The sequence below is a fragment of the Streptomyces sp. NPDC041784 genome, assembly GCF_055591025.1.
The window spans coordinates 1-16,587 of record NZ_JBVJAB010000059.1; the positions used below are offsets into that span (position 1 = coordinate 1).

A 16,587-nucleotide genomic window follows, 5' to 3' on the forward strand; every position below is an offset into this window, starting at 1 on the left:
GATGACGAGCCGGTCGAAGGTGCAGTGTCCGGCCCAGTGGGCGTTGACGACTAGAGCGGTGGCCGGGGGTCGCCCCGATGCCTGGGATGGTGTGGAGGCGGAGGCGGGGGCCGCGGCGCCGGCGGTCGCGGTGAGGAGGATGCCGGCGGCGGCGACGGCCGTGCGGCGGGGATGGTGGTGCATGACGCCCCCGATCTTTCTGTAGGGGGACTGTGTGCTCACTAGGGGAGACATCAGGGCTATTCGGGCGGTTCCACACTTTCACCATGTTTTCGTATCTTTTAGGCCTCTGGGTGTCTGCTGCGGCTGTGCACGTCTTGGGCCGGTGGGCGGGGTGCACGCGCGGCGGGTCGTTGCCCGGGCGGCCTCCGCGCGGCTCGGGGTTCCTGCTCTCCGGGCCTGCCGGTGCCCTGTCCGGCTGTGCCCGGCCTGGTGGGGCGGGACCTTTTGTGCGGTGATCGGCCCGTCCCGCGGTGACCGCGTTCTGTCGGCGCCCCGCGGGGGCGCAGTGTCCCGCCGGCGGGGCTTCGGCCGATGCGGGGGGCAGGATGTGGCCCGTGCCCTCGGTCATGACCGGGCGGGCGTGGGGATGCGGCGGTGGTGGTGTCGGTGTGTGCGGCGGGGAGCGGCGGGTCCTCGGTGCCGTGCAGGGCGGGTGTCTGCGTGGTGGCGGGGGTCGGATCCGCCGTGCGGCCGTCATCGCAGCAGTTCGGCGGCCCGTTGCCCCCAGGTGCAGCCTCACCGGGTTGCTTCGGGGCGGAAAGCCGTTGCCCATCGCCTGACCGTCACGCCTTTGCCGTCGGGGCGTGTTCTGCGGGGCGTGGGGCGGTGTGGCTGGGGCCCGGTGGTGGGTCGCCGCAGCACACGCGTGCCTGATCGATCGGCGCGTTCCGGCGCAGTGGCCGACTGGCGTCGTGAGGTTCGGGCGGACCGCATCGAAGGGACCCGCCGTGGCCGGACGCGGCCCTGGAGCGGGCCTGTGCGCTGCAGGACAGGGCCGGTGGGTAGCCCGGCCTGGAACCTTCTAGGAAGCGTCTCCCCGATCTTCGAGGGCTCGCGACGCCCGGCACGCACTCTCGCCGCACCGAGCATGAGCCCAGGTACGCCCAGTACCGGGGCACACGCCCGGCGCACCGAGAGCACGCGTCGGACGCTGCTCCCTGATCCTCGAAGATCGGAGAGACGCCCCCTGGCTCGATGCCCCGGGTGTTCGCCACCGGCTCGGGCAGGTCGTCCGCGTCAGGACATCCTTCGACGCGGAAACGAGGAACGGTCAAGACGGGCAGACGCGTGCCGGACCGGAGAGGGTGTGCCGGAGTCGGGAGTGCGGGTGATTGGGTCCGGGCGGAAGCTGCGGAAGGTGCGGAAGCTGGACTTTCTCATACGGAACCCGGGCTGTGTCGCCCATGTGATCATCTCCCGGCGTTCACGCAGTGGCCGGCTGCGGCTCCTCCAGCACCTGCGCGGCCTTTGGGGGCCGGCCTCGCGGCGTGCGGTGGCAGTCAGATGTCCGGCGGGGCGGCGTCCTCCTCGGCCGGGCGCACCGTCCGTGCGGGCGACACCCGCCAGAACGCGAATGGTGCGACCCGGAACAACGGCCGGGCACGGGCTGTCGATACACCCCGCCGCCGGCCCCACCGGTTGACCGGTGAATCGGTTGACGCGCATCGGGAGCAGAAACGCATCGGTCACGGTCCCGGCGGTCTGCCGGATGCGTCCCGGCGGGGGTTGCACCGCGGCCTTCGGCTGACGGAGTGCGGGAGAGACGAGTGGATCCGGTGCGGGTGCTCGTCTGGCGCCGTCTTCGCGGACCGTGCATGTCTGAGTTCTGTCCGGTGTGCGGTCTTCTGGTGGTGCGGGCGAGGGAGCGGCTTGAGGGCCGGCCCGGAATCTTCCTCGGCGCCCCGTTGCGCGTCGCTGGCTGCCGCTGCACCCGCAGCGTCCGCGAGGTGCCCGGCGGGCCGGAGGCGTCCCGGGTCGAATGGTCCGGCGTCTTCGCCCGGGCCGGCGTCGGCGACGAGGAGGCCGTGGCCGTCTTCCGCGACTTCTGTGCCGGCGGCCTCGACGCGCTCCTGGGCACGGTCACCACTGCCTGCCCGCGTCGCCCCGTACGCCGGACAACCCCGAGAGGGTTGTGGGGATGGTCGGTGACATCCCTCACGTGCCCGGTCCCCGTCAACGTGCCGCGATAGTACGTGGCGTGTGGCCGACATAGGCGGATCTGGCATGCGGAAGCAGGCATATGCGGCATCTTGGCCGGGTCGCCGGCCGGGGGCACCGGTCTCGAGCCGCCGGACCGCGTCTGCCGTTCTTCTGACGGAGTGTGAGGCGCTGCCGGCGTCCGGCGCGGCGGCTCGGCACAATCCCGGGCCGGATTCAAGGGTGCCCTCGTCTACGAGGCGAGGTAGTGGAAGCCTCCGTTGCCGTGTCCTTGCGCGGCTTTTAACAATGACGGCCCCGCAAGGCGTCCCCGCAGGTCAAGCGCAGTGTCTGTGCGAAACCGGGCCGGCCGGAGGCGCAAGGAGAGTCGACCGAACGAGGTCCGTATGAGGAACCACCGCAAGCACCGCAGGAAGACGCGCCGCCGGCCCATAGCCGTCGCCGTCCTGGCGATGGGCGCGGTGGCGGTGCCGTCGGCCGCCATGGCGTGCAGGGGCGACACAGGAGCCGAGGCCGTCACCGCCACGTCCAGCGGTCCCTGGACGGACGGGAGGAAGACGTCCTGGGACGGACACCGGGGGCGGGACGTCTGGACCGCGAAGCCCACGGCGACGGCTTCGCCCTCGGCCTCGCCGACGGCCTCTCCCGCAACTGCGGCGCCCGCCCCTAAGAAGCCTAAGGCGCCCGTCTCGAAGCCGGTCACCCCGCCCGCCCCGGCGAGGACCACCGCCGCGCCGAAGCCGGTCACCCCGCCCGCCCCGGCGAGGACCACCGCCGCGCCGAAGCCGACCGCCGCGCCTCCCTCGCCGACGACTGCGGCACCGAAGCCGCCCGCCACCACGGCTCCCGCCGCCACGGCCCCTGCCGCCGGCACGGCGGCCCCCGCCGCCGCCCGCGTGGTCGCCCTGGTCAACAGCGAGCGTGCCAGGGTCGGTTGCTCCCCGGTCACCCTGAACGCGAAGCTCTCGCAGGCCGCCCAGGCTCACAGCGTGGACATGGCGAGCCACCACACCATGTCGCACACGGGTTCCGACGGGTCCGACCCGGGACAGCGGATCACGCGTGCGGGCTACCTCTGGAGCACCTACGGCGAGAACGTCGCGTACGGGTACTCCACGCCCGAGCAGGTCATGGCGGGCTGGATGGCCAGCGCCGGCCACAAGCGCAACATCCTCAACTGCGGCTTCAAGGAGATCGGTGTGGGGGTGGCGCAGCCCGGCAACTACTGGACGCAGGACTTCGGCACGGCCCGCTGACGCTCACGAGGCCCACCCCCCTGTCACGGCCCGCCGGCCATCACGCCCGCCGCGCCGCTCCGCTCGCTCCGGAGCGGCCGCGGCGGGCGTGGGTGCCGTTCTGCCTGGGGCCCGGCGCGGCCGTCCCGCTGCGGGGTCGGCACGGTGATCACCGAGATGTCGAAGCCGGCCGGCGCGGCAGCGTCGGCGGTCGCGAAGCAGGCCCCGGTGTCCAGCACCGCACGAAGCCGCGAGGGCGTCTGAGGGGTGTTGTCACCCACGAGCCGGCTTCCATGTAGGCCCGGTCGGCCAGGATCGGGACGCCCTGGCGTTCGCGGATCCGGATGACCCGATGGGCGCGGGCGGCCGTCAGGTCGTGGGCACGGCCCGGCAGTGCGGGTGAGATCCACAGCAGCCGGCCAGCGGGGTCGGTCACTACCTGCACGTTCACTCCGTGCCGGCGGTGCTTTTGGGAGCAGTCGGCGCGGCCGTCGCGAACCCTGTCGCACTCCGCGAGGGTGCCGTCCAGCAGTACGTAGTCGGGATCGGTTTCGCGTAGGGCGCGCAGCAGGCCGGGCGCGCGGTCGGCGAGGAGGTCGATCACGGCTGCCGTGTAGGCGTGGGCAGTGCCAACAGAGATACCGAAGCCGGCCGCGAGCTGTGCGAGAGGGTCGTGCCTGCGGAGGTACACCAGGCCGACCAGGGCACGTTGGTGCGGCAGAAGCTTGCAGCGGCGGTCACCCTCGCGGGTGACGATGAGCATCGTGACCCACTCGATCAGTGCGTGCGGCAGGTCGAGTGCGGCAGATTACGGAACCAACGCGGCTCCTGTGCCTATGGGTTGAGACTTCGAACACCTCCCCCAACGGCATGGGAGCCTCGTGCGTTGCGCACCCCGTCGGCATCACCCGATCGGTGGCCACGCTGAAAGACCTCATTGAATGCGCCGGGCGATCCCGGTCGCCCTGCCCATCAGCCACTCGAGCGGCCCCCGCTGGAAGAAGCGGGACCAGATGGCGGCGAGGACGGTGATGGACGCGATGAAGCCGAGCAGGATGTACAGCGGCGGGACGGTCATTTCCTCGGTGCCCAGGAGCCAGATGGCGACGATGTGGAAGACGTACGCCGTCAGCGACATCGAGCCGACCGCAATGACGGGCCCCACCAGGCGGCGCAGCCGGGGGAAGGCGTCCATGGCGGCCAGGCAGGCGGTGATCACCAGGATCGCCACACCGGTGTTGCCCACGATGGACAGGGTCGCCTCGCTGTGCGGAGAGGCGACCAGCAGCCCGGCGGGGGTGTCGCCGAAGAGGCCGACGCTGCCGGGCGACACGGACGGCATGGACGATCCCGCTTCGGCCTCCCGGACGGCTGCGGCGGCACCGGGCACGAGACGCAGCGCCAGCCAGGAGCCGCCGTAGCCGGTGACGGCGAGGGCGACGCCGGTGAGGGCCAGGCGTATCCGGACAGCCGTGGCGGCCAGGTCGAGGCGGGCGACAGCCATACCGGCGATGACGAACGGCACCCAGGTCAGGGCCGGATAGCCGCCCGTGAAGAACAGCGAGACGATGCCGTCGGCCTGGCCGACAGTCGGGAACGAGCGGCCGCCGACGACCGGCCTGAGCAGGTACAGCAACTGCGGGCCCACCAGCGCCCAGCCCGCTGCGATCATCGCCAGCGGCTTGGCGCCCAGCCGGTGCAGCGGCAGCACGAGCAGGAAGAACAGTCCGTAGAAGGCGAGGATCGGTACGACCGGGGTGCCGGTCATGGTCAGAGCGGTGCCGAGGGCCAGCAGGATGACAGCCCGGATGATCACCTTGGCGACGGCCTGACGGCCGGCCGGCCCGGTCTTCGGCGTGCGGCGCCCGGTGATGAGGGCGACCGCGAAGCCGGCCAGGACGGCGAACAGGGCGGAGGAGCGGCCTTGCGCCAGATCCATCAGGAAGCCGACGACACCGCCCTGACTCGGGGCGGGGCCGACATGGACCGCGTACATGCCGAAGACGGCCAGACCGCGGGCCAGGTCCAGCCCGATCAGCCGGCCCACGCCTGGCGCGCCGATCGAGGGCTTGGTGCGCTCGAGTGCGGGGGACGGTGCGTCGGCCGGGAGCAGCGGGGAGTCCGGGTGATGTGCCATGCCGTTCAGGCTGGAGACCGGGCCGGTCATGGAGTACCCGGCAGAAGGCTGTGATGCCCCTGCCGACTGGAGGGCGATACCCCGCCGGGTGGCTGGAGCTGCCGCTGGTCGGGCTGCGAGGGCTCTGCCTGGCCTTAGGGTCGAGGCGGCGTGGGTTGGACGGCATGGTTGAAGGTGAGGCGGAGTGCGCGTGATCCGGGTAGTGGTGGTGGACGACGAGGCACTGGTCCGCTCGGGGTTCGGGCTCATTCTGGGCGCGTCCGAGGACATCGAGGTCGTCGCGACCGCGAACGGCGGCGGTGCCGTGGAGACCGTCCGCCGCGAGCGGCCCGACGTGGTGCTGCTGGACATCCGGATGCCGGACGTCGACGGGCTCACCGTGCTGCGCGAGCTGCGGACGATGCCGGACGCTCCGGTGGTGGCGATGCTGACGACGTTCGACGCCGACGAGTACATCCTGACCGCGCTGCACTCCGGCGCTGCCGGTTTCCTGCTCAAGGACACCGAGCCGGAGCAGCTCGCCCATCTGGTGCGCACTCTGGCCGCGGGCGGCGTGGTTCTGTCCCCCAGGGCGTCGCGGACACTGCTGCACAGCCACCCCGGCACCTCGACTGCCGTCGACGAGGAGGCGGCACGGGTCCGGCTCCTCACCGCCCGCGAGCGCGACGTCCTCGTCCTGGTCGCGGAAGGCCTGTCGAACGCCGACGTCGGGGCACGCATCCACCTGGGCGCCGGAACGGTCAAGGACCACGTCAGCGCAATCCTCACGAAGCTGCGGGTGACGAGCCGGGTGCAGGCCGCGCTGCTGGCGCAGCGGGCCGGTCTGCTCGACGAGCGTCCGCGGTCGGAGGCCGGGCGATGAATGGCGCCCGCGCGCTGTGGGAGCGTGTGCCCGCGCCGGTCGTCGACCTCGTCCTGGTGGTGGCAGCGGCCGTGGACGTGTGGCTGAACCTGTGGGACGACACACCGCTCGGCGTCGCACTGGCCACGCTCGGCTGCACCGCGTTGGCCTTCCGGCGCAGGTTCCCGCTCGGCGTGTTCGTGCTGACCCTGCCCATCGCGCTGACGCAGCCCGTCGCCGTTGCTCCGCTCGCGGCGCTGTTCACGCTGGCCGAACGCTCCCGCAACCGCCCTCTCCTCGCGGTGTGCGTCGCCCTGACCGCCGTCGCGAACAGCACTCCGTGGCCCCTGGCCGGCCTCACCGAGGTCGGCCGGACCATGACGCTGATCACCTTCGTGTACAGCCTGGCGACCGCCGCCGCACCGGTCCTCATTGCACAACTTCTCCAGACGCATCGGGACTTGGCGCGGCGACTGGTGGAGATCGAGGAGGCCAGGGAGCACGAGCGGGCCCTGCACGCCCAGGCCGTGCTCGCCCGCGAACGCACCCAGCTGGCCCGGGAGATGCACGACGTGGTCTCCCACCAGGTCAGCCTGATCGCCGTACAGGCCGGAGCCCTGCAGGTCGCCACCAAGGACGCGGACGCCAAAGAGGCCGCCCGCACGATCCGTTCGCTGAGTGTCACCACGCTCGACGAACTGCGCACCATGGTCACGCTGCTGCGCGCCTCCGGCGGCCACGCCACCGAGCTGACCCCTCAGCCCACCCTGGCCGACCTGCGCAGACTGGTGGAGTCGAGCGGCACGCACGCACGGCTGACAGGTGAGCTTCCGCCCACCGTGGGCACACCCGCGCAACGGGCCCTCTACCGTACGGTCCAGGAGGCGTTGACCAACGTCCGCAAGCACGCCCCCGGCGCCACGGCCTGCGTCGAGCTGTGGCAGGACGGCGACGACGTAGGAGTGACCGTCACCAACTCGCCGCCGACCCGCCCTTCCCTGCCCCTGCCCGGTTCGCAGCAGGGCTTGGTCGGTCTGCGGGAACGGGCCGACATCCTGCACGGCACCCTGGAGGCGGGCCCGACCGCGGAGGGCGGCCACCGGGTGCGGCTACGGATCCCGCTCAATGCGGACTGACCGATCAGGACGTCCGATGGTGCGGGACGGCCCGGTGGCTTCGGGTCTTCCCTCGGACCGGACGTGCACGCCACACGTCTCCGCGGACGCCGGTTACCCGCGCGGCCGGCAAAGATCCCGGCACCAGGCCGACGGCCCCCATGCCCGCCTCGCCCACGGGCGGACGACGGAGCTTGACGAGGGTCCTGGGCAGCCGTGGCCCAAATGCCGTGGCGGCGGGGTGTGGCCTGCCCTCCGGCGGGTTGTGCGGACTTCCGCCGGATACCGGCCCACCTGGTGTGATCACCAGCCTGTGGGCATGACGCAGCGGTCGGCCGGCTGATCGGCGTGGATTTGGCCCGCAGGCTCGCCGACGGCCCCGGCCTCCGTCAGCGGCCTGACGGAGGCCGGACAGGGCGATACGCGACTCAGCGACATCGGCCCCGCCCTCGTCACCGGCATCTGTGACAAGTCGCCGCGTCACTTCAGCAGGGTGCTGACCAAGGCGACGGCCACTCCCAGGAGCGCGTCGGTACAGCCGATCCTGACGGCTCGTCCCCATGTGCGGCCTGCGGCTCGGGAGGCGAGCAGGCCCCAGCAGAACAGCAGGATGGTGTTGATTCCGAAGGCGACGTATTCGATGCCCTGGGAACGCCACCAGCCGAGGCCCGCCCCCCACAGCAGCAGTGTGGTGGGCAGCGCCGCCAGCACCAGCGGCCATTCGGCGAGCACGGCACGCACCACACCCCGTACGCCGGGATGGCCCTGGGCATCGCGGTGGGCGATCTGGTGGGCATAACCATGGGCCAGGGCCGAGGCGAGAGCGGTGAAAAGGATCCACAGAGTGTCGTCCATGCGCGCCGCCCGAGTCACCTCGCGGAACTGCGTGAGCGCCGCGACGGCGGAACTCGACACCAGGAGCCCGTACACGCCGCCGAACAGCGCAGTCGGCTGCGCCAGCCAGCCCCACACCGCATGTCTGTAACGGATGGCGGACTCGGTGCGCATACAGGGCCTTTCGCGGTCTTGGTTTCCGTGGGTGTCGGTGCGTGTGGTTGTCCGGCCGGGAATGCGGCAGTGCACGACCGGACAACCCTGCGTGTGATGGGTCATCGCGCGGGGGCCAGGAGCTGAGTGGCCGCCAGCTGCGCGTACAGCCGGTCCTGGGCCACCAGTTCCTCATGGGTGCCCACCGATCGGACCCGTCCGGCGTCCATCACGATGATCCGGTCGGCACCTGTCACCGTCGACAGGCGATGGGCCACCACCAGCACCGTGGTCTCGCGGGCCACCTCCGCGACGACGTCCCGCAGCGCCAGCTCGTTGACGGCGTCCAGCTGCGAGGTCGCCTCGTCCAGCAGCAGCAGCCGGGGTCGGCGCAGCAGTGCACGGGCGATGGCGACGCGCTGCCGCTCGCCGCCCGACAGCTTCGAGCCGCGGTGCCCGACCGGGGTGTCCAGGCCGTGGGGCAGGCGATCGACGAGGGCGGCGAGCTTCGTCCGTGCCAGGACGTCGCGGATGTCGTCGTCCGTCGCGCCGGGCGCAGCGAAGACCAGGTTCTCCCGCAGCGTGCCGGCCAACACCGGAGCGTCCTGCTCGACATAGCCGATGGCAGACCGCAGCCGGGGCAGCGGCCAGTCCCGTACGTCCTTGCCGTCGACCAGGACCCGGCCGCCGGTCGCCTCGTAGAACCGCTCGATGAGCGCGAAGACCGTCGACTTGCCCGCACCGGAAGGGCCCACGAAGGCCGTGATACCGGCACCCGGCACCTCGAAACTCACCCGCTGATGGATGTACGGCAAGCCGGCACGGTAGCGGAAGGACACGTCCTCGAAGCGGACTGACACCGCTGCACGCTGCCTGGGCAGGACACCCTTCTGCCGGGCGGTCGGCTCCGTCGAGAGGCGTTCCACCTGCGCGATCCTGGAGATCGCGGCCGCCCCCTCCTGATAGGAGGACACGACGTCGACCAGCCTGGACACCGGCTCGATCAGGTAGAAGAGGTACAGCAGGAAGGCGATGAGCGTGGGCACGGGGATCTCCCCGGACGCCACCTGCGCCCCACCGACCCCGAGCACCGCGAGAAAGGCCAGTTGCACGGCGAGTTCGTCCGCCGAGCCTGCCACGGACTCCCACTTCGCGCTCTTCACGCCGTGCCGCCACGCCCGCCGCGTCGCAGCCTCCACCCGGGCGGTCTCCCGCTCCTCGGCACCGGACGCCTTCACCGTGCGAAACGCCCCGAAGGCCCGCTCCAGCGCGATGGAGACCTCCCCGACCGCCTCCTGCGACCGCTCGGTGGCCCGCGCGATCCTCGGCATCACCAACGCGACGGCTCCGCCGACCAGCACGACAACACCGAGCGTCACGCCCAGCAGCACGACATCCAGGACCGCCATCATCACGATCGCCGCCACGAAGGCCACCACGCCGGTGGCCGCGGAGACGACCGCCTGGGTGCTGACCGCCCGCAGCAGCGTGGTGTCCGAGGTGACCCGGGACATCAGATCACCCGGCGGGATCCGCTCCCACTCCGCGATCCGCAGCCGCAGCAACCGCCCCACAAGGGTGCGCCGCGCGGCCAAGACCACCGACTCCGCCGTCCGCTCCAGCACAAAGGCGCCGAACGCCTCGACCACTGTGCCCAGCAGCACCAGGGCCGTGAGCGCCAGCAGAATCCCTGAGATGGTGTCACCGGAGGCGAGCCGGTCCACCAGTGCTTTGGTGGCAAGTGGCTGCAGCAGGCCCCCGGCGGCCCCGACCAGGGCGCACAGCAGGCCGAGAGCGAGGGCCCCCCGGTGCGGGCGGACATATGCGTACAGTGCCTTGACCGTCTCTCGGGCGGACAGGGACGTTTCATCCGTCGTCGGGGCGGATGCGGTGTTCACGAAGTTCCTCTTCTTCTGCAGTCTGCCGGGCACTGCATCAGCGGTCCGGCGCACCAGGGCGTGAGCAGGTATCGGCTCAGTGGACGAGTCCGGCTGTGCCCCTGGCGAGGGTGTGCACCAGCGCGTCGGAGACCTCAGGACGGACGACGAACAGGACGAAGGCGCCGGCCGCCGACGTCAGGCCGAGGAACTCCAGGAACTCGCCCCTGCCAGGGACGGCGTCACGGCCCGTTACGTCGGCCGATGACCCGAGGAAGTCCTCGGGCTCCCTGTGTCGCGCACGGTGTGTCATGCCTCCAGCCTGGAAGCCCGGTTACCCCGTGCCCATGCGGCAACTGTCGGGTCCACCCCCGCCGAGTGGATGGAGAAATCCGCCGTCCGGTCGCGCCGGATCGGTCGGGACGAGACTCCGCCGGTCGGCAGGGCGGTACCCGCCGATCGGCGGGGCCGTTACCGAAGCCTGCCGGATGGTCCGCCTCCTGACGTCCACGCGAGATTCTCCGTATGACAAAGATGCAGCCGCCGCGGGAGACGTCAGTTCCGCCGGAGAACTCGCCTCCGCAGACCCGAACCCCGCCCGAGTCCGCCGTGCCGGCCTCGCCCGGTCCTTCGATAGGACGCCTCGTCGGGGTGGACCTGGCCCGCGCGCTGGCGGTGTTCGGCATGTACGTCGTGCACATCGGCCCTCCGCTGTCGGCCACGGACGGCGTCGCCGGCTGGGTCCGGTACATGGCGGACGGTCACTCGTCGGTCCTGTTCGCCACCCTCGCCGGGTTCTCACTGATGCTGCTCGCCGGCCGCCGCGAGCCCAAGACCGGCCTGGCCGGCCGGCAGGCGAAGGCCAGAATCGCGATCCGCGCCGTGGTCCTACTCGCGCTGGGCACCGCGATGGCGATGGAATACGGGGGAGTGATCATCCTCGGCTTCTACGGCGTCTACTTCCTGCTGGCCCTGCCCCTGGTGCGACTGCGGGCCAAGACGCTCGCGATCATCGCGGCCGCCCTCGCCCTCGTCACACCACAGCTGTCGTTCGCCCTGAACTCGCTGTTGAGCGAGTCGGTCCAGCAGAGCATCAACGCCTACGACCCGCTCCACCGGCTCAGTGGCGTGGGAGTGCTCGATCTCCTGTTCACCGGCTTCTACCCGACGATCACGTGGATATCGTTCGTGATCGCCGGTATGGCGCTGGCCCGCCTCGACCTGTCCGCGACCGCCGTCCAGTGGCGCCTGGCCGCGCTCGGAACCGCCCTCACCGTGGCCGCGTACGGCATGTCCTTGCTGCTGGCCGGCAAGGACGCGTTGGACAGCCTGGCGGAAGGCGGGCCATCGTCCGGTAGCTCCGGATCGATGCCCCTCGACGGCGGGTCGCTCCCCGATATGCCGGCGTCGTTGCTCTTGACAGCCGGGCCGCACAGCGGCACCACGTTCGACATCATCGGCAGCGTGGGAGTCGCGATCCTCGTGATCGTGGGCACGACGGTGGCGATCGACCGCCTGCCGCGACTGCGCCGCCTGGCGAAACCGGTCATCGCCGTGGGCACTATGTCCCTGACGGCCTACGTCGGCCACTTCGTCGTGCAGTCCGTCCTGTCCATGCCCGGCGGGACCAGCACCCAGCAGTCCTGGGTGCCGCTGCTCATGTTCGTCCTCGGGGCGATCGTGTTCGCCGCGATCTGGTCCCGCTTCTTCCGCCGCGGACCCCTGGAGTACCTGCTCCACGCCGCCACCAAGCCGGCGAAGCACATCCGGTGAGGCCAGGCCGGGGTGGCTCGCCTCCACGTCTCACCCCGGCCTGAACCAACCGCTCACGGATCCGGCGAGCGGCTCAGTCCTTGCTCAAAGGTGACGGCTCGGTGCCCAGGCCCGGCTGTGTCAGAGCCATCAAGGGCGCGGCAGACGACGACCTCGGCACCGGAGCGGATGAGTGACCGTCGCCGACTACCCCGTCGACACCTCCGCCCTCTCCCGCGTCCTGCTCCGCCAGAACACGGCCGAGTGGGACGACAGGATCGGCGCCGGCCTCGTCGCGATCTGGGGACCTCACGGAACGGGACGTCCTGTGGTCGGCACGTTCGGCCGGGGACCGTACCCGCTTGAAAGCGGTACTCGACGCCCGCTTGGCGCCGGTCCGCCGCAGGGCGGCCGGGGTCTGGTACTCGGTGAGCATGACGACCGGTCCCTTGGCGGCGGAGTAGTCGAAGGCCCGCTCCAGAGCAGGGCAGATGCCCACCAGGGCATCGCGCAGGCGGTTGATCAGCCGTACCCGGTCGGCAATCAGGTCGGCTCGGTGAGCGGTGAGCAACTGGAGATTGGCCACGGTCTCGTCCGGGAGGCTCAGGGGTGTGAAGTCCCGGCGCATACGCACGGTGTCGGCGATGACCAGGGCGTCCTTCGCGTCGGTCTTCCGCTCGCCGCGGTAGGCCCCGGACATTCGGTTGACCGTGCGGCCAGGCACATAGACCACGCTTTGGCCATTGGAGATCAACAGTGCCAGCAGCAGCGTCGAGGCCCGGCCACAGGTGTCCACCGCCCACCGCACTTCGTCGGCCATCTCGCACGCCGCCACGATCAGGGCCAGGATCTCGTCCTCACCGTTGACGACCTTCCTCGAGAACACCTTCTCTCCGCTGGCGTTGACTCCGACCGCCCAGTGATGAGCCTTGCCGGCATCGATGCCGACCCAGACCTGCTCGTGACGTTCCGTCACCGTCATCGCTCCGTTCCTCAGACACCAGCACTCCCTGGGTCCGGGAACGCTCCGCCGCCAAGCCCTTAACCAGCGATGACCGCACTTCTCAATCAGCAGCCGGAGCGTCCTGGAGAACCGGGCGGCTACTCACTCCGAGCCATCAACGGCAGGTCACTATCAGCCACACCCAGTCCTCCCGGACCACCAGCCTTCTTAAGGGGGCACCATGCTCGTCGTCACCCGTGAGGGTGACCGGCGCTGCAAGCTCCGCCCGTCTCAGCGCGCGATGATGGCACTGGTGTACTTGCGTGAACACACCACCCTGGCGAAGATCGCTGCCGGGTTTGGGATCAGCGAGTCCACCGCCCACGCCTACACCAGCGCGGTCATCCACCTGCTCGCCGAACGGGCGCCGGGTCTGCTGAAGGTCCTGCGCGAGGCCGATGTGGACTTCGTCCTGCTGGACGGCACGCTCGACGAGTGCGACCGGGTCGGCGACAGTCGGGCCGACTACTCCCACAAGCACCGCTGGCACGGGGTGAACATGCAGGTGGTCACCGATCCCGGCGGCCGATTGCTACGGCTCTCACCCGCGTTGCCAGGCCGAACTCACGACCTGACCGCGGCCCGCACCCACCAGATCATCCGCATCTGCGAGCGCCAGGGCGTCCCCATCCTGGCCGATCTCGACTACCAGGGCGGCGGCCCTTGGGTGACCACGGGCATCAAACGCAGGCCCCTGCAGGAACTCACCCTCACCGAGAAGACCGTCAACCGGGCCCTGGCCACGGGGCACGGGCACCGGTCGAACGCGGCGTCGCATGGCTGAAGTCCTGGCGGATCTTCCGCAGATCCCGATGCAGCCCGAACCGCATGACGTCAATCGCGAAAGCTGTCCTCACCCTGGAGCGGCAACGCTGAAGAAGCTCACTGACCTCTTTCATCCTGGGTTTCCGCAGATGAGGAGGGTGTGAACGGCACCGACGATGCGGCTGATTCGGTGGGTTGAGCAGCGGGCCCGGCGTAGGAGCCGCCAGGACTTGAGCTGGGCGAAGGCGCGTTCGCCGGGCGCTCGCAGGCGGGCGTGGTCGTGGTTGTACTGCTGGTAGTGGTCGGGGCGTTCGCGGTGGCCGTAGTAGGGGGTGCGGACGGTGGCGCCGGCTCCCTGGTAGGCGCGGTCCGCGAGGATGAGGACTTCTCGCGTGAGGCACGCCTGGACGATGCCGTGGGCGCGGGCCGCGGTCAGATCGTGAGTCCTGCCCGGGGTGGCGCGGGAGAACCATAGGGGTGTGCCGTCCGGAGCGGCGATCACCTGCACGTTCATGCCGTGCTGCTTGTGTTTGTGGGAGTGGCACGGCTCGTTCGCCTTGATGCGGTCGGTGGGGATCAGCGTCCCGTCGACGATGACGAAGTCTCCCTCGCCCAGGCCCACGAGGGCTTCGCGCAGGCCCGGTGCCCACGCCGCCAGAATCTCGACAGTCTCGGCCACATACCGCCAGGCGGTCGCTTCTGACACTCCGAAACCGGCCCCCACCTGTGCGAGTGTCTCGTTCTTGCGCAGGTGGGCCAGGACCAGCAGGGCTTGCCTGAAGCACCCCAACTTGCGCCAGCGTGTGCGAAGTTCACGCCTTCGGGCGTAGATGAGCCACGAGACGTGTTCAACCAGCTCGTACGGGACGTCGAGCATGGAAGGATACGGAACCAACGAAGCCCCCCGGCCGATGGCGTGCTGAGTGAGATCACCACACCAACGACGAGGGGCTTCGCCATGTCACCCCACCTGACCAGCCCATTTCATCCCCACGGCACAGGATGAAAGAGGTTCACTGAGGTGTGTTCTCCATGGCCGGCACCGCCCGGACAGCGTATTGAGCGTGGGTTGCCTTCGCGGGGTGGCAGTCACGTCGGGGTCCGTGAGGTTGTCCAGGCGTGGCGAGCGGGCCTGACCGTGGTGAACGCTTTGCGAGTGGAGTCAGTAAGTGAGCGTGAACTGGACATCGCCCGGCAGCGGTATTTGTTCCGCCATGGCACGGACGACGTTCACATCACTCTGGCTGCGATGCACGGCCATATCGTCTTTCCAGGCACCCCGACCGACCGTGCGGTGGGGGGCCTGTTTCTTGAGACAGAACATGTCATTACACGCCGAGCACGTTCAGAGGCCCGCAAGAGTAGCGGTTAGCGTCTGATCCCTCCGGAACCTGGAGAGGTGATGGGGATCTCTGAGAATATGGCCTGTGGCGCTCGTCGCCTCATGTGGTCTGGCGTTCAACGGAGTGGGGAGCTTCGACGACTGCTGCGCGCGCCTGAGTCGGTCTTCCACGGCTATCCGTCCTGTGCCGTGAAGTCGGGTCCTGGGTCTGGCTGGATGGCGGCGTTGCGTGTCAGTCGGCGGTGGGGGTGCTGCCCGCGCGGTGTAGTCCGGTGAGGCGGGACAGGGCGGCGAAGCCGTCGTCGGTGCCGGGCCAGTGTGCGCGTACGGCGTCGATCCCGGCTCGGCGTACGACGGAGCGCAGTGTGAAGGCGACGATGATGGCGTCATCCGCGTAGCCGATCACCGGTAGGAAATCGGGGATCAGGTCGATGGGCAGGGCCAGGTAGACCATCAGCGCGCCGAGGCGGATCCTCACGCCGCGGGGCAGCGTCTTGTCGGCGGCCAGGCGGCGCAGCAGGCGGACGAGGTCCGGCAGGAGCCGTATGGCCTCGGTGAGCAGGGCGCCCTTGGGGCGGATGAGGAGCAGGCCGATCATCAGGGCGAGCCAGGTGGCCAGCAGGCCGGCGGCGATCGCGAGGAGAATGTCCCACCACATGTGATGATCCGTTCTACTCGACCGCGGGCAGCGTCGCTGATGCGGGCAGCGCGCTGGTCTCGGCCTGGCTGGTGGGGTGGGTGCCGGCTTGTGCGGCGATGGCGGCGTCCTCGAAGGCGGCCAGAGCCGTGCGGCACTGCTCGACCGCTTCTCGGGCCGCGATGCCGCCGGGGGCGCCGAAGTAGTCGCGGGCGGCGATCTTGGCGAGCCATTTGTCGAACCGTTCCAGGTCCGCCTCGGATTCCTCGACCTCCGCATAGGTGGCGTTGCCCCGGGCGGTTTCCTTCTCCAGCTCGGCGAGGAGTTCGGGGGTGCGTTCGACGACTTCGCCGTACTCGGTGTCCCGCTCGGCGTTGAACTCGGCCACGAGCTGGTCGTACTCGACGGGGTCGGCGATGTCGACGGTCAGCCGGCGGGCGGTGCCGCCGTCGGCGCGCACGGAAGTGAGCAGTCGCGCGACCTGGCGCCGTACCGTGTCGCGGTCGGGCAGCAGGCACGCCGACTGCTGGAGATAGAGCGCGCCCAGGGAGCGCAGCTTGCGCCAGACCCGCACGCGGGTCGCTGGCGGGGCGTCGGCGGTGCTGACCGTCACCAGCAGGAACCGGCCTCGCGCTACTGTCGTCTCAGCTGTCATGTAACGACCGTACCATTCATCCTGAACGCAGAGTACGCCGACCGCTGTGGTGGTCCGGCTGCCATCCGCACGACCAGGGAG

Annotated in this window: 11 protein-coding genes and 5 pseudogenes; 6 read left to right on the forward strand and 10 right to left on the reverse strand. The window is 70.3% G+C overall.

All coding sequences use genetic code 11. The annotated features are described in order from the left end of the window. Window positions 1-183: pseudogene (locus ACZ6D7_RS46040) on the reverse strand (AMIN-like domain-containing (lipo)protein); the annotation flags it as partial. A 1,634-nt stretch (window positions 184-1,817) separates the two neighbouring features. Between ACZ6D7_RS46040 and ACZ6D7_RS46045 the strand changes: the two are divergent. Together ACZ6D7_RS46045 and ACZ6D7_RS46050 are read left to right on the forward strand one after the other, a co-directional pair. Beyond that, window positions 1,818-2,192: an SRPBCC family protein gene (locus tag ACZ6D7_RS46045; protein ID WP_469504653.1), complete on the forward strand. Its 375-nt coding sequence runs from the start codon at window positions 1,818-1,820 to the stop codon at window positions 2,190-2,192. Between the two features lie 354 nt (window positions 2,193-2,546). After that, window positions 2,547-3,416, forward strand: coding sequence for a CAP domain-containing protein (locus ACZ6D7_RS46050; protein WP_469504655.1), 870 nt, complete (start codon window positions 2,547-2,549; stop codon window positions 3,414-3,416). Between the two features lie 235 nt (window positions 3,417-3,651). Here the strand turns inward: ACZ6D7_RS46050 and ACZ6D7_RS46055 are convergent. Together ACZ6D7_RS46055 and ACZ6D7_RS46060 are read right to left on the reverse strand one after the other, a co-directional pair. After that, a pseudogene (locus ACZ6D7_RS46055) lies at window positions 3,652-4,158 on the reverse strand (transposase); the annotation flags it as partial. Between the two features lie 171 nt (window positions 4,159-4,329). Next, window positions 4,330-5,532, reverse strand: a complete 1,203-nt coding sequence (locus ACZ6D7_RS46060; RefSeq protein ID WP_469504658.1) for a DUF418 domain-containing protein — start codon at window positions 5,530-5,532, stop codon at window positions 4,330-4,332. Between the two features lie 202 nt (window positions 5,533-5,734). Here ACZ6D7_RS46060 and ACZ6D7_RS46065 point away from each other — a divergent pair, with 202 nt between their 5' ends. Continuing rightward, the gene (locus tag ACZ6D7_RS46065; RefSeq protein ID WP_469504693.1) at window positions 5,735-6,394 is read left to right on the forward strand and encodes a response regulator; all 660 of its coding nucleotides are present in this window, start codon (window positions 5,735-5,737) and stop codon (window positions 6,392-6,394) included. Beyond that, window positions 6,391-7,509 (forward strand): sensor histidine kinase, encoded by a 1,119-nt coding sequence (locus ACZ6D7_RS46070; RefSeq protein WP_469504660.1) that lies wholly within the window; start codon window positions 6,391-6,393, stop codon window positions 7,507-7,509. Before ACZ6D7_RS46065 ends, ACZ6D7_RS46070 begins: the two co-directional genes overlap by 4 nt. Before the next feature lie 459 nt (window positions 7,510-7,968). Here ACZ6D7_RS46070 and ACZ6D7_RS46075 read toward each other — a convergent pair whose 3' ends face one another. From ACZ6D7_RS46075 to ACZ6D7_RS46085, 3 genes are all read right to left on the reverse strand, one after another. Continuing rightward, complete coding sequence (locus ACZ6D7_RS46075; protein WP_469504663.1) at window positions 7,969-8,496, reverse strand: hypothetical protein; 528 nt, start codon at window positions 8,494-8,496, stop codon at window positions 7,969-7,971. 101 nt (window positions 8,497-8,597) lie between these two features. After that, window positions 8,598-10,373 carry an ABC transporter ATP-binding protein gene (locus ACZ6D7_RS46080; protein ID WP_469504665.1) on the reverse strand — a complete coding sequence of 592 codons (1,776 nt, stop codon included), beginning with the start codon at window positions 10,371-10,373 and terminating at the stop codon, window positions 8,598-8,600. Between the two features lie 76 nt (window positions 10,374-10,449). Further along, complete coding sequence (locus tag ACZ6D7_RS46085) at window positions 10,450-10,665, reverse strand: hypothetical protein (RefSeq protein ID WP_469504666.1); 216 nt, start codon at window positions 10,663-10,665, stop codon at window positions 10,450-10,452. A gap of 212 nt (window positions 10,666-10,877) precedes the next feature. On the opposite strand from ACZ6D7_RS46085, the gene ACZ6D7_RS46090 reads away from it, so the two are divergent. Beyond that, a complete protein-coding gene (locus ACZ6D7_RS46090) occupies window positions 10,878-12,125 on the forward strand; it encodes a DUF418 domain-containing protein (protein ID WP_469504668.1) in 1,248 nt (415 codons plus the stop codon). Between the two features lie 360 nt (window positions 12,126-12,485). On the opposite strand, the pseudogene ACZ6D7_RS46095 reads toward ACZ6D7_RS46090, so the two are convergent. Next, window positions 12,486-13,086 (reverse strand): annotated as a pseudogene (locus ACZ6D7_RS46095) (IS110 family transposase); the annotation flags it as partial. 202 nt (window positions 13,087-13,288) lie between these two features. Between ACZ6D7_RS46095 and ACZ6D7_RS46100 the strand changes: the two are divergent. Continuing rightward, window positions 13,289-13,983: pseudogene (locus tag ACZ6D7_RS46100) on the forward strand (transposase). 19 nt (window positions 13,984-14,002) lie between these two features. Here ACZ6D7_RS46100 and ACZ6D7_RS46105 read toward each other — a convergent pair. The 3 genes and pseudogenes from ACZ6D7_RS46105 to ACZ6D7_RS46115 form a co-directional block, all read right to left on the reverse strand. Next, a pseudogene (locus tag ACZ6D7_RS46105) lies at window positions 14,003-14,808 on the reverse strand (transposase family protein). A 638-nt stretch (window positions 14,809-15,446) separates the two neighbouring features. After that, window positions 15,447-15,872 carry a YkvA family protein gene (locus ACZ6D7_RS46110; RefSeq protein WP_469504671.1) on the reverse strand — a complete coding sequence of 142 codons (426 nt, stop codon included), beginning with the start codon at window positions 15,870-15,872 and terminating at the stop codon, window positions 15,447-15,449. A 13-nt stretch (window positions 15,873-15,885) separates the two neighbouring features. Beyond that, the gene (locus ACZ6D7_RS46115; protein WP_469504672.1) at window positions 15,886-16,506 is read right to left on the reverse strand and encodes a Chromate resistance protein ChrB; all 621 of its coding nucleotides are present in this window, start codon (window positions 16,504-16,506) and stop codon (window positions 15,886-15,888) included. Window positions 16,507-16,587 lie beyond the last annotated feature (81 nt).